Here is a 16,188-nt window from a genome sequence, read left to right as displayed (position 1 = left end):
GCCGTTGCCACTGGGTTGCGCGCAGGCTCTTTACACAAATTTACAGCGCAATCCTTGAACCCTCCGTTTGATATCCCCATATCGTTAGCGAACCTTTATTTGATCAATTGAGGATGTAATGAAGAGGATATTTTTGTTTTTGACGACCAACTTGGCGGTATTGTTGGTACTGAGTGTTGTCGTCAATATAGTTTGTGCATTCTTAGGGATCGATCCGCGTGGCATGGGCGGGCTGTTCATCTTCGCCGCACTGTTTGGCTTTGGTGGCTCGTTTATCTCGCTGTTGCTATCTAAGTCCATGGCCAAGCGCTCAACCGGGGCGAGGGTGATTACCAATCCTGCTAATGCCACCGAACGCTGGCTGGTGGATACAGTAGCTCGGCAAGCTAAAGCTTCTGGCATTGGTATGCCGGAAGTTGCCATCTATCACGCTCCGGAGATGAACGCTTTTGCCACTGGTGCTAACAAAAATGATGCCTTGGTAGCGGTAAGTAGCGGTTTGCTGAACAGCATGGCGCAAGACGAAGTGGAAGCGGTACTGGCCCACGAGGTCAGCCATATCGCCAATGGTGACATGGTGACACTAACCTTGATTCAAGGTGTCGTGAATACCTTCGTCATCTTTCTGGCTCGCGCAGTGGCTCAGGTGATCAGTAATGCCTTGGCGAATAGCCGTGACAGCAACAGTGGTATGGGCTTTCTCGCCTACACCGGCACCGTATTAGTACTGGAAATGGTGTTCGGAATTCTTGCCAGCATCATCGTGATGTGGTTTTCCCGTCAGCGCGAGTTCCGCGCCGATGCAGGTTCTGCCAAGTTGGTAGGAAGAGATAAGATGATCAGAGCCTTACAACGATTGGGCGGGAGTCGTGAACCGGAGATGGAAGGCTCGATGATGGCCTTTGGTATCAATGGTAAGAAATCCTTTAGCGAACTTTTCCTGAGCCACCCACCGCTTGAGAAGCGCATTAACGCACTGAGAAACAGTTAAAAATAGCGCCTTAGGGCGCTTTTTTAATGAAGTCTTAAATTAATATCAGCAAACGATTGTAATTTTCCCCAAAGGCTGCAGAATGACTGATTAAGGTGGACATTTAACATATTGAATTACAGGCTAGGATAGCCCAGCAAGGAATGTGGATTTCGATTATTAGACAAAGGATACGTCTGTTAATCCTTTTTATTGCAACAACCATTAGCGTTGGCTGCATTGATTACAAGCCAACTCTCCGAGTCGCCGTTTCTCCTTGGCTCGGTTTTGAACCTATCTATTTGGCACAACGCTTGGGCTATCAAGACCAGGCGCGCTTCCAGCTTTCTGAGTTAACCACCTCGACCCATGTTTTGCATGCGCTCAAGAGCAATCAGGTAGATGCAGCATTTGTCAGCTTGCCTGAAGCGGTTAGCTTGGTCAGCGCTGGCATGCAGTTGTGCATTATCGCCGTGGTGGACCAAAGCCTTGGCGGTGATGCGTTGATTGCGCAGCAGGGGCTTATCGACAGTCAGAGCCTGCTCGGTAAGCGGGTCGGCTATGAGAGCCAGAGCATGGCGTCGTTGGTGCTGGACGACTGGCTCACCAGCAGCGGCCATCAAGTCGAAGACTTTATCTTGGTGGAAGCTAAGCAAGATGAGCAGTTAGAGCTATTCCGTCAAGGCGAAATCGAGGCAGTTATTGCCACCGGTCCGCTACTTAGACGTTTGCAAGAAAACCTGTCTGCCAACGTTATCTACCAAGGTGAACAGCTAGAGCAGTCCTACTACCGGGTGTTGGTGGTCAGCAATGAGCTGTCTGAAGATGCCAAGGCTCAAGTCGGTGACTTAGTCGATAGCTACTTCCGAGCCAGTAACTGGCTGCAAACCCACCCACGCGAAGGCTTTAAGCTGATCGCTAAGCGCAACCAACTCTATAGTAGTGAGGTTAGCGATGCCTTTGAACAGATCAGCCTGCTTAATAAGCGAGAGAGCCGCCGGGTGATGAAGCAACAATTAACCACCCACACCTTGGAGCTAGGCGAGCGCATGGTCAAACTAGGGCTGATCTCAACGCTGCCAGATTTCAGCAAGGCCATTGAGACCCGCTGGCTGGAGGAGGCACCTGATGCGTAATCGTGTTTCCTTGGGGATTACCATCCCGCTTATTGTGCTGGGTATCTTTGCTATCGTGCAGTCAGTGTTGTTGTTTGATCAGGTAGAGCGCGCCAAACAAGAGCTTGCCCACCAAAACCAACTGCACCTGCTCGAATCCGGCTATCAGCTGCAGCAGTCGCTGTCGGATTATCTGTCGCGTCACCAATGGCAGTATGTTCAGCGTACCGTGGCACTCAATGCCTTATCCGCCAACCTAGAGCAACTGTTGGTCGTTGACCCAATGGGCATAGTGCTGGCGTCCAGCCATGCCTTGGATAAGAACATCTTTGCCGCTGACGCAATCACGCCGTTTAGCCATGAGCTACTCACCAACAGCCACCGCAGTGACACCGAGCGCCACTTCTTTAACGTTGCGCCGTTTGTCACCGATCTGTACTTGCCGCTAGATTTTGGCCCCCGTGATGACAGCCTACGCCGCTCTGAAAAAGGCCTGTTAGTGCTGCGCCTCGATTATTCCAGTCAATGGGCGGCCTATTATCAGACAACGCTTAAGGAGTTTGCCAAGCAGTTTGGGCTGACCTCAATCGGCTTGCTGGCACTTATCCTCATCCTGAAAAAGATTCTGCTATCGCCACTTAAGCGGATCTCTCAGCTTACCGAGCAGCTCGATACCCTTGAGCCAGAGGGCATCCCCAGCAAAGGCATGGGGGAAGTTGCCGCCCTACAAGAGTCACTTAAGCTGATCGCTGGAAAACTGCGCGATAGCTTTAACGAGATGGAAGCCAGCGAGCAGCGTTGGCAGTTCGCGCTAAGTGGCGCGGGTGCGGGGGTGTGGGATTGGAGCCTTCTCGATAATGAGGTTTATTACGCCCCGCAGTGGAAGGCCATGCTCGGCTACGGCGAGGATGAGATCAACCAGCATATTGAAGAGTGGGAAGGGCGCATCCATCCTGCTGATGCCGACAAGGCGCAATCGAGTCTGCGTCGTCATTTGCAAAAAGAGACCGAGATCTTCGAGTGTGTGCATCGCATCCGCCACAAAAAGGGCCACTACCTTTGGGTACTAACCCGCGGTATGGTGGTCGAGCATAGCGAGCAGGGCCTGCCCGCACGACTGATCTGTACCCAAACCAACATATCGGAAACGCGCTCCGCCAAAGAGCTGCTGCGCTTCCGCTCGTCCCACGATGACGTGACGCGTTTGGCCAACCGCAAGAAGCTAATTGAAAATCTGCAGGCAGATATTCAGCGTGGTCAGCAGCGTGGCTACTACAGTACGCTTATCTATATCGATATCGACCACTTCAAGCAGGTGAATGACACCCTTGGCCATGCGGTGGGGGATTTGTTGTTGCGCCTGATAGCTCACCGTCTGCGCGAGCACCGCGGGCCGGCCGATACCGTGGCCCGCTTGGGCGGCGATGAGTTTGCACTACTGTTACCAGAGCTGGCGCAAGATCCTGAGCAAGCCCAACAGATCGCCTTTGATATCTGTAAGTCGGTTACCAAGCATATTCACAAAGAGTTTGTTATCAAGGGTAACCCCATCCAGCTTAACCTCACATCTGGGATTGCCTTGTATCCGTTTAAAGACAGCAATTCACCGGAGGTACTGCGCCAGGCCGAGATTGCGCTCTACCGCGGTAAAGAGCTGGGGCGCGCCAAGATCTGTGTGTTCGATGAGAGCATGCTCGACCAGCTCAAAGAGCGTCATCAGCTGCAAACCAAGATGCGCAATGCCCTGAGTAACGACGAAATGGTCGCCTACTACCAGCCGCGTTACAACGACAAGCTGGAGATGGTGGGTGCTGAAACCCTTATTCGCTGGTTTGAGCCGAACTCTGGCTGGATCTCGCCCGGCCGCTTTATTCCTCTGGCCGAAGAGAGTGGCAGCATCGTAGCCATTGGTGAGTGGGTGATGCGCGAAGCCTGTAAGCAGTTGCGGATCTGGCAAGACCGCGGTTTACCGGCCTCGTTCACCACCTTATCGATTAACGTCAGTCCTAAGCAGTTCCACCGCGACAGTTTTGTTAAAGACACCATCGATATCTTCAATGAAACCGGGATCGATCCACAGTTGATTGAGCTGGAGATCACCGAAGGGGTGTTGGTCGATAACGTTGATGCCACGGTCGAGAAACTCAAGCAGCTACGCGATATCGGGGTACGGTTCTCAGTGGATGACTTCGGAACCGGTTACTCCTCGTTGGCCTATCTCAACAAACTGCCGATTCACTGCCTCAAGATTGACCGCTCCTTTGTGATGGAGCTGCAAAGCGGTGGCAGCGAGTGCGCCATTATCACCACCATTATCTCAATGGCCGATAACCTTGAGCTGGAAGTGATTGCCGAAGGGGTCGAGACCGAGTATCAACTGGAGTTCCTGAAGTATCGCGGCTGCCGGGTCTATCAGGGCTTCTTGTTTAGTGAGGCCTTGGAGCCGGAGATCTTTGAGCAGCGCCTGTTTTCCGAGGCTCAAGAGCTAGCCTAAGTTCGCCCATATCGAAACCCATAAAAAAGCGCTTGGTTTCCCTAAGCGCTTTTTGCCTATCAGTGTGGCGATTTTTAGCTGCCACGCTGATAGCGATGGAACTTCGCTACCCATTCCAATAGCTTTTCCGGTGCGTTAGCGCGCTTCCAGTTACCTGCAACATACTTGTTAGCTTCCATCATGGTTGGGTAGGCGTGGATGGTGCCAAGGATCTTGTTTAAACCAAGCTTGTGGCGCATCGCCAGCGTGAATTCAGCCAACAGGTCACTGGCGTTACTGGCAACAATGGTGGCCCCTAAGATGCGATCTTTACCGGGTACGGTGAGTACTTTTACAAAGCCTTTGGTGGCGTCATCAGCAATCGCCCGGTCTAGTTCGGCCAGCTCAAACTCAGTAACCTCATAGTTGATGCCTTGGGCCGTAGCTTCGCTCTCGTTGAGGCCAACCCGCGCCACTTCTGGGTAGGTATAGGTGGCGGCCGGAATCACCGAGTAGTCCGCTTTGAACTTCTTAATCGCGCCAAACAGTGCGTTAACCGCGGCATACCACGCCTGATGCGCGGCGAAGTGGGTGAACTGATAAGGGCCTGCAACGTCGCCGACCGCAAACAGGTTGGGGTAGGTGGCCTGCAGGTGATTGTTTACCTTAATCGTGCCATTTGGGTTGAGCTCTACACCGAGTTCCTCAAGGCCAAAGCCGGAGGTGTTGGCAACGCGACCCAATGCCAACAGCACTTGGTCAAACTCCAGCTCCACCGTTTCGCCATTGCGCTCAAGTATCGCTAGCTGGCTATCACCGCGTTTCTCAAAGGCCTTAGCCTTCCAACCCAAGTAAAGGTCGATCTGCTCATCGCGGAATTGCTGCTCTATCTCCGCGCTTACCTGTGAGTCTTCGCGATTCAGCAGGTGTTCGGCCATCTCCACCTGACTGACCTTGGAGCCCAAGCGCGCGAAGGCTTGCGCCAGCTCGCAGCCAATTGGACCGCCGCCAAGAACCAATAAGCGGGCAGGTTGTTCGGTTAGCTGCCAAAGTGTGTCAGAAGTCAGGTAGGAGACTTGCTCGAGGCCGGGGATCTTTGGCACCAGTGGACGGGCGCCAGTGGCAATCACGATGTTTTTGGCGGTCACGCGTTCGCCGTTAACCTCCGCTTCCCACGGAGACAGCAAACGCGCTTCGCCTTGCACGCAGTTCACTCCCAGTTCGCTGTAGCGCTCGACCGAGTCATGGGGCTCGATGTCGGTAATCACCCGGTGTACCCGCTGCATCACGGCTGCAAAGTCCACCTCGGTATCGCTGGAGCTAAAACCTAAGGACTGTGCTCGTGAATGCTCATAGGCGTATTTGGCACTGCGGATCAATGCCTTTGAGGGCACGCAGCCGGTATTGAGGCAGTCGCCGCCCATACGGTGTTTTTCAACCAAGGTGACCTTGGCTTTCACTGCGGCTGCGATATAGGCGCTGACCAATCCGCCCGAGCCCGCACCAATAACCAGCAGGTTATTGTCGAACTGTTTGGGCTTGTCGAAGCGGCTATACACGCGGCGAGCGGTTATTCTTGCGAGGATCCCTTTGGTAATAAACGGCAACAGTCCAAGTAGGGCAAAGGCCAATAACAAGGAGGGTGATAAGATCCCCGCCGGGCTCTCCAGTTTCGACAGCTCAGTGCCGGCATTTACATAGACCAGTGTGGCCGGGAACATACCCAGTTGGCTCACCCAATAGTAGGTTTTTAGCGGCAAGCGGGTGAGCGCCATGACCAAATTAACCAAAAAGAAGGGAAAGACCGGGATCAGACGCAAGCTGAGTAAGTACCAAGCGCCGTCTTTCTCAACACCGCGATTGACGCTGGCAAGCTTGTCGCCGTAACGCTGCTGAATGGCGTCGCGTAGCAAGTAGCGGGCAACAAGAAACGCCAGGCTTGCGCCAATGGTGCTGGCGAAGCTCACCAGAATAACCCCGTTGACCACGCCAAACAGCGCGCCGGCTAACAAGGTGAGTAGCGCGGCGCCGGGAAATGAGAAGGCGGTGGCTATTACATAGACACTGAAAAAGCTCAGCGCGCTGACCCAAAAATTGTTTTCTACGGCACTTTGTAGCTTAACTTGGCTATTTTTGATGTTTTCGAAACTTAACCATTCAGCCAGGCCGCCAATCCAGAGCGCGACAAAACCCAATGCAACGACGATAATCACAAAACTTTTGTTGATTTTCATGGTCTTAGCAATCCTCTTAACAACTAACTTGACTATAGACCATATAAGCAAGGAATTGCTTTCAACTATCTTGTTAAATCATCAAGTTAAGCCGACAATGAGGGCGCACCCGTTCCACGTTTTATGAGGTTTGTTTGAGTTTACGCGCGCTACTATTCATCACCCTGCTATATAGCTGCCAGGCCCTCGCGTTGGAGTATCGCTTGGTGGGGATAGATGGGGCCGCGGCAGACAATGTGAATCTTTATCTGAACAACCAAAGCTTTTCTGACTCGGTTGGTCAACGCTTTATCGAAAGCGCGAGTATCGAGCAAACCCGCACGGCGCTGCGTGCACTGGGTTACTACCAAAGCACCATTAATACCCGTTGGGAGGGTGACTCACGTTTAGTGATTGAGGTTGGTATCGGCCCACCGCTCACCATTAGCGAGCTGCGCTTAGAGATCCGTGGCGATGCTTTGCTCGATCCGGTCTACCTTCAGGTGTTTGCCAACACCTCCATTAAACAAGGTGGTCGTTTTAATCATGGCGATTTCGAAGCGCTAAAAAGCGATTTAAATCGCATTGCAGTGCGCTATGGCTACTTCGATGCCAACTTAGTGGAAAGCCGGGTAACCGTCAGCATTGCTGAGAACTCCGCTGAAATCGACTTTATCTACGACTCTGGTCTACGTTATCGCTTTGGCGAGCTTATCTTTACCAATCCGCAGGTGCCGGGGGAGTTGTTTGTCGACTTGGCCGGATTCGAACGCGGCCAATACTACGACGCTGAGGTAATTGGTGAGTTTAACCAAAAACTCGGAGAGACCGATTATTTTCGGGTTGTTGCGGTACAACCCGATCTGGAAACCCGGCGCGATCAGCATATCGATATGCTGGTTGAATTGCGCCGTAAACCCCGCGACACCTTTGAAATTGGTGGCGGCGTAGCCACTGATGTGGGACCACGATTGCGCTTTAAGTGGAATCGACCGTGGGTGAATGCAGCCGGCCATAGTATCGGCTTTGAAGCGGAAGGCTCGCAAGTTCGCCAGTCTGGTTCGCTGTTCTATCGGATACCGATGAACGATCCCATCGACGACTACCTGGACTTTCAAAGCGGTTGGGAACGCGAAGATACCAACGATACGGTCAGTAACAAGTTGGTGTTTAGCTCGACGCGGCAATGGCGGGTTAATCCCGACCTGACTACTGCGCTGTTTCTGCGCTGGCTGCTCGAAGACTACGAGCAGGCCGACCAAAATGACCGCAGCAACTTGATCCTACCCGGCGTCAACTTAGCGCGGCTGCGTTCGCGTGGTGGCCTTGACCCTTACTGGGGTGACAATCTGCAGTTAAGCACCGAACTATCTAGCACCGCATGGGGTTCCGATGTGGATCTGTTAAGGGTCACCGGGCTAACCAAGTGGTTGCGCAGCTACCGTAAGCACCGTCTGATTACTCGGGTAAATGCAGGTGCCATCTGGGTTGATGATATTACCGATGTACCCGCCTCGATGCGTTTCTTTGCCGGTGGTGACCAAAGCATCCGCGGATATGACTACAAAACCATTTCTCCTACCAACGATGAAGGGCAGCTAATCGGGGGTAAGTTTACCGTGGTGGGGAGTTTGGAATACAACTATCAGATCTTCGACCGCTGGCGCGTTGCCCTGTTTGCCGATGCCGGTATCGCCACCAATGATTTTAGTGAAGAGCCCTCGGTTGGCCTTGGCTTTGGTATTCGTTGGGTAACGATTATCGGCCCGGTGCGCTTAGATATTGCCAAAGGCTTACAGAACGATGATGACCCTTGGCGACTGCACTTCTCGATGGGGCCTGATATATGATGGGCCGTATTGGAGCCTTAGTGTTAGGCACATTGGTGCTGTTATGCGCGCTGCTGTTGATGATTCTGGGTAGCGAGTTTGGTAGCCGTAAGATCCTCAACTTGGCTGATGACCTGCTGCCGCAGCTTACTATTGAGCTGAGTTCCGGCAATGTGGTGAGTGAGCTACAGCTGGCGCAGGTCTCGTGGGTACAGCCTGGTTTGGAAGTGCATGTAGAAGATGCTGCGCTATCCATTGGCTGGCGATGTCTACCCCGATTTTCCGCCTGTGTCGATAAGCTGGAAGCGAGCAAGGTGCATGTGAGGGTGGATACTGACGGCTTTGAGTCTAGCGACGACGAACCAGCTCAAGAAACAGAGTCCTCCGGGTGGTGGACGCCCGCTTACGCGCTGATTCTCAAGCACTTGCAGGTAGAAGATGGCCGGGTAGATGTAAACGACTTAACTATCCACTGGCGCGATCTGCAGACTTCAGCCAGCTGGTATCAGCAAGACCTCACAGTGCAGCGATTCTCAATAGATAGCTGGTTGGTGGACCTATCCAATATGGCGGGAGATGAGCAAGCTGACGCGTCATCTTCCAATGGCTTGGCCAGCTTTCGCTACCCGCAGATAAACCTGCCTGATATCGCGCTTCAGTATCTGATTACTCTTGAGCACTTGGATGCGGCAAGCGGAGAAGTACGGCTTGCCAATGACAATCTAATGTTCAGCCAAGTGCGTGTAGATGGGGCAAGTTGTTTTGACACTGAGTTGAGCGTGGCCTCACTGTCTGGGATCACCCCTTGGGGCTCCTTGCAGGCGAGTGGCGAGATCGACTTCGCGGATGGCTGGGCGTCAACTCTTAAGGCAAGTGGGGAGAGCGGCGTGCTCGGCGAACCGTTGGCGTTTGAGCTTAGCCAGTCTGGCCCATCGCATGATAGCCGGATTGTTCTCCACACTCGCGGACTGGCAGAGCTAACTATGCAAGGGCAGTTGGGGTGGAGCGCTCAGGACTTACCTTTTGACTTGACTGTGGATTTACAAAGCCCTTACACGCTTGTTGAAGAGCAACTGCTCGCCCGCGATTCTAAGGTAATGGCTAAGGGCGACCTTAGCCGTTATCAACTGCAAGGTGAGGCCGCAATAGAACACACCTCTGTCAGTGAGCTGACGTTTAATGCGCTTGGCGACATCGCTGCTATCGATAGCCTTGAGCTAAGCATCAATCCTCTGGATAAGCCTGAACAAGAGATACAGATTACCAGCGCAGTTGATTGGGCTGGCCCGTTTCATGCCGAGGCGCGCGCGCAGTTCAGCCAGCTCAAACTTAGTGAGTGGCTAACCCTTGAGGGGCTACCTGAGCTGCCGCTGTTCGATGGCGAGATAAGCGCTGCGGTCAACGGCGACCAGTGGCAGATTGAGCGCGCTGAGATTAACGGTGAGTGGCTAGCGACGGCCTTACGTTTAACTGCCGCCGCACAGGGGCAAGCCGATCAGTTTGAAACGACATCCATGATAGAGCTGGGTGACAACAGGCTTGAGTTTGCAGCGAACAACCACAATGGCTTGGCTGCATCGCTAGGTGCTGTGCTCAACGATTTGTCCGTGTTGCCCGATGTAGGCAAGGGAAGCGTAAGCGTTGATGCCCAGTTAGATTCCTCGCCGAGCGGTGAGCCGCAGATCGAGTGGCGTGTAACCGGCTCCGAAATCGTTCACTCCGCGTTGTCATTGGGCACATTAGGCAGTAGTGGTGCCATAACCATAAATGACGAATATGCCGGTACCCTGTCGCTGGCGGTCAGTGATGTGCAAGTAGCTGGGCTCGCGCTCAACGACAGCAGCATTGATTATCGTTCGCGCGACGGGATGCAGCAGATTGACTTTCAGCTAAACGATGAAGAGCTGAACCTAAAGCTTGGGTTGCAGGGGGCTGGCTCTATTAACGAGTGGCAAGGCAAGGTGCAGCAGCTGTCGCTTGATAGTGATTTTGGGCGCTGGCGCATCGCCCAGCCCGCAGCGCTTGAGTGGCTGGAAGGGCAGTTTGCTCTGTCTGAGCTATGCGTGACTCGCAGCAACGATAGCGTATGTGCCGAGCTTAGCTTGAGTGAGCTGGGAGATGGGCGAGCGTCGTTAACCGGCAGCGGTTTGAACTTATCGCTGTTAAATCGCCTGTTGCCGGAGAACCTACGTCTTGAAGCCGCAGCAGAGATCGCGGTGAATGCCAGCTTGTCGGGTTATCAACTGGAACAAGCCGATTACCAGTTCAGCGTTAATCAGGCGGTATTAAGCACTAATGATGTAACGCTTGGTGAGCAGCGTTTTACGGTGGAGCGCTTCAATGCAACGGGCAACTACCTTGATGGCCAACTGTTCAGCGATATCGCGCTCGATAGTGAGCAAATTGGTGTGTTACGAAGTGAGCTGACCTTGCCGGGCTTACCCAGCGAGGAGATGGCTGGCTCGCTCCGTTGGAGCGGATTAGAGCTAGCGTCTTTGTCCGGACTGTTCCCCGACCTCACAAGCCTGCAAGGCGCCGTTGAAGCGCAGCTGACCTTAGCCGGGACACGCCAGCAACCACTGGTTTACGGTGAGCTGGCGCTAGATAAAGGAGAAGTATCCAGTCACCTATTACCGTTTGAGATTGCACAGTTGCAAACCGCCCTGCGTTTCAACGGCAATCGCGCAACTGTGGCGGGTCAGTTTATTAGCTCTGGCCAAGCGGCCAAATGGAGCGGCCAGTTTGACTGGCGGGACGCGCTGCAAGGGCGCGTGCAGTTCGATGCGAACCGCCTGCCGATAGTGGTCGAGCCCTACGCGCGCGCGGTAATTTCGCCGGATCTGGAGCTAAGTCTAGATAAGGATCTGATCTCCTTGTCCGGCGATCTGGTGGTCAACGAGGGTAGCATCGAAGTGAAGCAGCTACCTGAGACAGCGGTTCAGTTGTCACCAGACGTGATCGTTATCGAAGAGCAGAAAGAGCCCTTCGTCAGCCGTGCATTGGCGGTGAGCATTCGGCTTATCGTATCGGAAAACCTCAGCCTTAAGGCGCTCGGCTTAGATACTCAGCTTAGCGGGCAACTGCAGATCGACCAGCGACCGGGCGAGAGTATGCTTACCAACGGGCGTATCGAACTCATCGATGGCAGCTTCCGCGCCTACGGGCAAAACTTGGTGCTCACCAAAGGTTGGCTGCTGTTCTCCGGTTCTATGGAGCAGCCCTATTTAGACATCGAAGCCATTCGCAACCCCGATAACATCGCCGATGGGGTGACTGTGGGGGTAAGGGTTGTGGGGCTGGCTGATGCGCCGCAAGTCACCTTGTTTTCAGAACCGACCATGTCGCAGAACGAGCAATTGTCTTATTTACTGAGGGGCAGGGGGCTCGAAGACAGTGAGCAGGATCAAAATGCGCTTACTTCCATGCTTATTTCTCTGGGTGTTGCTCGTGCCAGCGGAACCGTGGGTAACTTGGGTAGCAGTCTTGGTTTGAACGATCTTTCAGTGAGTGCCAATAGCACAGGCAGCGATACCCAGGTAGAGGTCAGTGCCTATATCTTACCGGGCGTGCAAGTACGCTACGGTATGGGCGTGTTCAACCCGGTCAATGAGCTAACGGTTCGCTATGAAGTACTACCAAAGCTTTTCCTTGAGGCATTCTCTGGGCTAAACAGCGCAATTGATCTCTATTACGAGTTCAGTGTGCGCGAGCGAGACAACTAAAAACCTCATCAAACCTTATAGTGACTAAACATCATGGCGCTACTAAAAATGGTAAAATACTGCTAAAAACACGTTCATGTTGCATGCTAATGTGACAATCTTCACGTGCTTAAAATGAGATCTAGTTAACATAGTTTCAGTTAGTTAGAGCAAAGTTCAACCTACGTAAATATTGGCTTACAGCGATAATGTAACTAAACAACATAGAAAGCGCTTACACTGTTATTTACCTCACTAAAACGCTATCGTTCCGGTAGTTTCGACACGATCACAGAAAACAAATAACATAATCCATCATTTTCATATGACAATTTTTTGTTTCATGGCATGTGTGGAAAATGTCACTCGTGAATTCGTGGCATAGCCTTTTTGGAGTTAAGTAATGTCTATCCGTCCCCTGACTATTCGGGAAAAAATCGCCTATGGACTTGGCGATATGGGCTGCAACTTTGTGTGGCAGACCGTAATGTTGTTTCTTGCGTACTACTACACCGATGTGTATGGCCTCTCGCCGGCCCACATGGGTACCATGTTCTTATTGGTGCGCTTTGTTGATGCGATCACTGACCCGCTAATGGGATCATTGGTTGACCGAACTGAGACCCGCTGGGGGCGTTTCCGGCCTTACTTAGCGTGGTTTGCAGTACCTTTTGGTCTGGCATGTATGGTGACCTTTTACACTCCAGATATGGGGCAAACAGGTAAGATTGTTTACGCTTATGCGTTTTACATCTTTCTGACTATCATGTACACCGCGATTAACGTTCCATACTGCGCCATGGCTAACGCGCTGAGCAGCGATCCACAAGAGCGAACCTCACTGCAAAGCTTCCGATTTGCGCTGGGTACTGCGGCAGGTCTGATTGTCGCCTTGGTAGCACTTCCTCTGGTTAAGCTTATCGGTGGCGGCAACGAGCAAGTTGGCTACTTTGGCGCAATGAGCGTGATGGGGGTTATCGCCATCGCTTTGTTCTTCATTAGCTTTGCAAATACTAAAGAGCGTGTTGCTCCGACCCAACAAGCGAAAGGCTCTGTCGCTAAAGACCTTAAACTACTGCTTGCTAACAGCCAGTGGCGCGTCTTGTTCGTATTGAACCTGGTTTTGTTGGTGGGTGTGGTACTCAAGGGTGCATCGACCATGTACTACGTGAACTCTGTGCTGGGTCGCGCAGACTTGGCTACTGCCTTCATGGTTGCTGGTATGGCAGCAAACATTATCGGTGCGTTGGTATCAGCGCCGCTGCTGGCACGCTTTGACAAGGTACAAGCTTACAAAGTAATCATCGTAGTGTCTGGTCTACTGTCAGCGGTGCTGTACTTGGTTAATCCGGCTAACCTGACGCTGGTATTCACCCTGCACATCACCTTGTGTCTGGTGCAGATGATGTCAACTCCGCTGTTGTGGAGCATGATGAGTGATGTAGTAGATTACGAGCGAAGCCGCAGTGGCCGTTCACTGGAAGGTATGGTGTTCTCTACTGCACTGTTTGCTATTAAAGCGGGTATCGCTATCGGCGGTGCGCTGGTTGGTTGGATTCTAGCCGGCTCTGGCTACGTGGGCGGCGCAGAGACGCAAACACCTGAAGCGCTTCGTTGGATCACCATGCTGTTCACCGTTATTCCAGGCGTATGTTACGTACTGCTAGGCGGAATCATGAGCTTCTACAAGCTAGATACCCAAGCGCTTAAGTCAATTGCAAGCAAGCTCAACGCTGAGCCAGTTGCTGCTTAATCACTAACGGGTTATCTAACCAAAGCCACCTCTTGAGGTGGCTTTTTTGGTTCTGCAGTAATAGCCGGGCTCGCCGCTGGCAAACAGGGATGAATGTATAACCGCTATTGTGGGGAGAGTACTCGATACAAAAAGGCCTCCTTTTGGAGGCCTTCTAACTGTGTCTGCAATGATGATTAGTCAGTCACCGGCTTTACGGCAATGGCCTTGTTTTGTACGTTGACGCTAGTCACCTTAACTTGCAGGCTTTGCTGCAGCTCGTAACGCACCTCACCGTTGGCGAAGAAGCCTAGCTCAGAGTTAAACTCTGGCTTGTCCTCTTTCTTGCAAAGCGCCTGTTTGGCGATAAACGCAGATGCGCCAGATTCAACCAAACGTACCTTCAGACCACCGCGGGTCACCGAAGTGATAACGGCTTCCAGCGTTTGCTCGCGATCTTGCTCGTTAAAGTACTGGCAGTAGAGGTAGTCTGCCATATCGCGCTCGGCAAACTTGTGCTTTTTGCGCGCCTCACCAAGGTGTGCGGTCAGACTGTCATTCAAAGGTTTGTCTGGTTGCTGCTCGGCTAACACCGCTTTGATTAAGCGGTGGTTGAGCAAGTCGCTGTATTTGCGGATCGGCGAGGTCCAGGTGGCGTAGAGCTCTTCGCCCAAGCCGAAGTGGGGCAGTGGCAGATCGGCATACTCGCTGAAGGTGTAAAAACGTTTAAGTAGGCCATCGAGCTTGGCTGGGCCACGGGCGGCAATCTCGCGGCGCAGTTGGCAAAAGCCTTCTAAGGTTGAGAGCTGCTCTTTGCTGTAGCTGTATTCAAAGTGGTTCAAGGCTTCAACCACTTGATCGAGTTTGTCCTGCTTGAAGCCGGCGTGGGCCGAGAACACCCCAAAGCCAAGTTGGCGCGCCAGGAAGCGACCAGCAATAACGTTGGCGGCTACCATTGACTCTTCAACCATACGATTGGCGGCGCGGCGTGGCTTGCGGTGGATATCGATAACCTTGCCTTGTTGGTCGAGGTCGAACTCGTAGTCTGCCTGATCGCCAAACACGGTGGTGTTTTCAGCGCGCCAGCTATAGCGCTGCTCTGACAGGGTATTGAGCTGCTTAAGTGCCTCGCTGAGCGCTGGCGTGAATTCGCCTTCTCCTTGTTCAAGGTAATTCGAAACCTCGTCGTAGCTTAGGCGATGCTTTGATTCGATGGTTGCTAGTTCGAAGCGATAGTCATTGCCGAGTTCACCACTGTCACTCACCGACATATGACAAACCAGCGCAAGCTTTTGCTGCTGCTGTTTCAGTGAGCACAACTCGTTGGCCAGGGCACTTGGCATCATCGGTACCGTGCGGGCTGGCAAGTACAGGGTAAAGGCGCGAGTTTGCGCCTCTTGCTCCAGCGGGTGCTCGGGGGTGATATAGGCCGATGGATCGGCGATGGCGACTAGCAGGTTCCAACCGTTTTCGGTTTTCTCTACGCAGATGGCATCGTCCATATCCAGGGTCGATTGGCCATCAATGGTGAAGAAGACTTTGTCGCTTAGGTCGCTGCGGCTTTGCTCAGATTGATCGCTGAACTCGAATTGATCATCCGGTTCATTCCACGCCAATTGGTGTTGCGCAGTGGTCGCTTTCCACCGGGCGAAGGGGTCGTCGCTGTGGGCGATAAAATCGGTGATCTCAGCGTTAAAGTGACCCTTTTCCAAGGCATGTTGACGTAACTCTGCCACCACCCAATCATGCTCTTTAATTGAGAATTCGGCGTTTTTCTTGGCCCGGGCCGAGATCAACTGATTGATCAGCGGGTGATCAACACGCAGTTTAGTGCGTTTATCCTTGAACTCGACTTGAGCAATAAAACGGCTAACCGCACCTTCTACCAGCTTTTCTGGTTCGGCAGATTGCTTACCATTGTTCTCTCTGAGTGCGGCGCTGATCTTGTCGCCATGCATCAGCTTGCGCATGTCGGGCGGCGCGATAAAGTAACTGGTTTTACTGTCAATCTGTAGGAAGCCGTAGCCTTTCTCTGTGGCTTTGACCGTACCTTCAATGGTGGGGATGGTCTCGCGGATCTGCTCTTTGAGCTGGGCGAGAAGAGGGTTGTCTTTAAACATATTTTCAATCAATGTAGGCCTTGGCCTGAACTATA

At 52.7% G+C, this 16,188-nt stretch carries 8 protein-coding genes; 6 read left to right on the top strand and 2 right to left on the bottom strand.

From position 1 onward, the window contains the following. Positions 1 to 118: 118 nt before the first annotated feature. From htpX to G461_RS24405, 3 genes are all read left to right on the top strand, one after another. Positions 119 to 991, top strand: coding sequence for a protease HtpX (gene htpX, locus G461_RS0115115; RefSeq protein WP_026972466.1), 873 nt, complete (start codon positions 119 to 121; stop codon positions 989 to 991). A gap of 143 nt (positions 992 to 1,134) precedes the next feature. Then, positions 1,135 to 2,106, top strand: a complete 972-nt coding sequence (locus tag G461_RS0115110; protein ID WP_084429286.1) for an ABC transporter substrate-binding protein — start codon at positions 1,135 to 1,137, stop codon at positions 2,104 to 2,106. After that, positions 2,099 to 4,579: a putative bifunctional diguanylate cyclase/phosphodiesterase gene (locus G461_RS24405; protein ID WP_051333597.1), complete on the top strand. Its 2,481-nt coding sequence runs from the start codon at positions 2,099 to 2,101 to the stop codon at positions 4,577 to 4,579. The genes G461_RS0115110 and G461_RS24405 overlap by 8 nt, the downstream gene beginning before the upstream one ends. A 74-nt stretch (positions 4,580 to 4,653) precedes the next feature. Here G461_RS24405 and G461_RS0115100 read toward each other — a convergent pair whose 3' ends face one another. Continuing rightward, positions 4,654 to 6,792, bottom strand: coding sequence for an FAD-dependent oxidoreductase (locus tag G461_RS0115100; RefSeq protein ID WP_026972464.1), 2,139 nt, complete (start codon positions 6,790 to 6,792; stop codon positions 4,654 to 4,656). A 134-nt stretch (positions 6,793 to 6,926) separates the two neighbouring features. On the opposite strand from G461_RS0115100, the gene G461_RS0115095 reads away from it, so the two are divergent. The 3 genes from G461_RS0115095 (at position 6,927) to G461_RS0115085 (ending at position 14,054) form a co-directional block, all read left to right on the top strand. Next, on the top strand, positions 6,927 to 8,621 hold the full coding sequence (locus G461_RS0115095; RefSeq protein WP_051333596.1) for an autotransporter assembly complex protein TamA: 1,695 nt from the start codon (positions 6,927 to 6,929) through the stop codon (positions 8,619 to 8,621). A gap of 20 nt (positions 8,622 to 8,641) precedes the next feature. Continuing rightward, entirely contained in the window at positions 8,642 to 12,322 is a 3,681-nt protein-coding gene (locus tag G461_RS0115090) for a translocation/assembly module TamB domain-containing protein (RefSeq protein WP_169727265.1), read from the top strand. 382 nt (positions 12,323 to 12,704) lie between these two features. After that, positions 12,705 to 14,054, top strand: a complete 1,350-nt coding sequence (locus G461_RS0115085) for a glycoside-pentoside-hexuronide (GPH):cation symporter (protein ID WP_026972461.1) — start codon at positions 12,705 to 12,707, stop codon at positions 14,052 to 14,054. 176 nt (positions 14,055 to 14,230) lie between these two features. Here G461_RS0115085 and G461_RS0115080 read toward each other — a convergent pair whose 3' ends face one another. Then, positions 14,231 to 16,153, bottom strand: coding sequence for an exoribonuclease II (locus G461_RS0115080; RefSeq protein ID WP_026972460.1), 1,923 nt, complete (start codon positions 16,151 to 16,153; stop codon positions 14,231 to 14,233). Positions 16,154 to 16,188: the final 35 nt, after the last annotated feature.

This window comes from Aliagarivorans marinus DSM 23064 (assembly GCF_000429485.1).
GTDB classification, from domain to species: domain Bacteria; phylum Pseudomonadota; class Gammaproteobacteria; order Enterobacterales; family Celerinatantimonadaceae; genus Aliagarivorans; species Aliagarivorans marinus.
The sequence above is the reverse complement of the archived record's forward strand: the minus strand, read 5'-3'. Positions and strand labels throughout refer to the sequence as shown.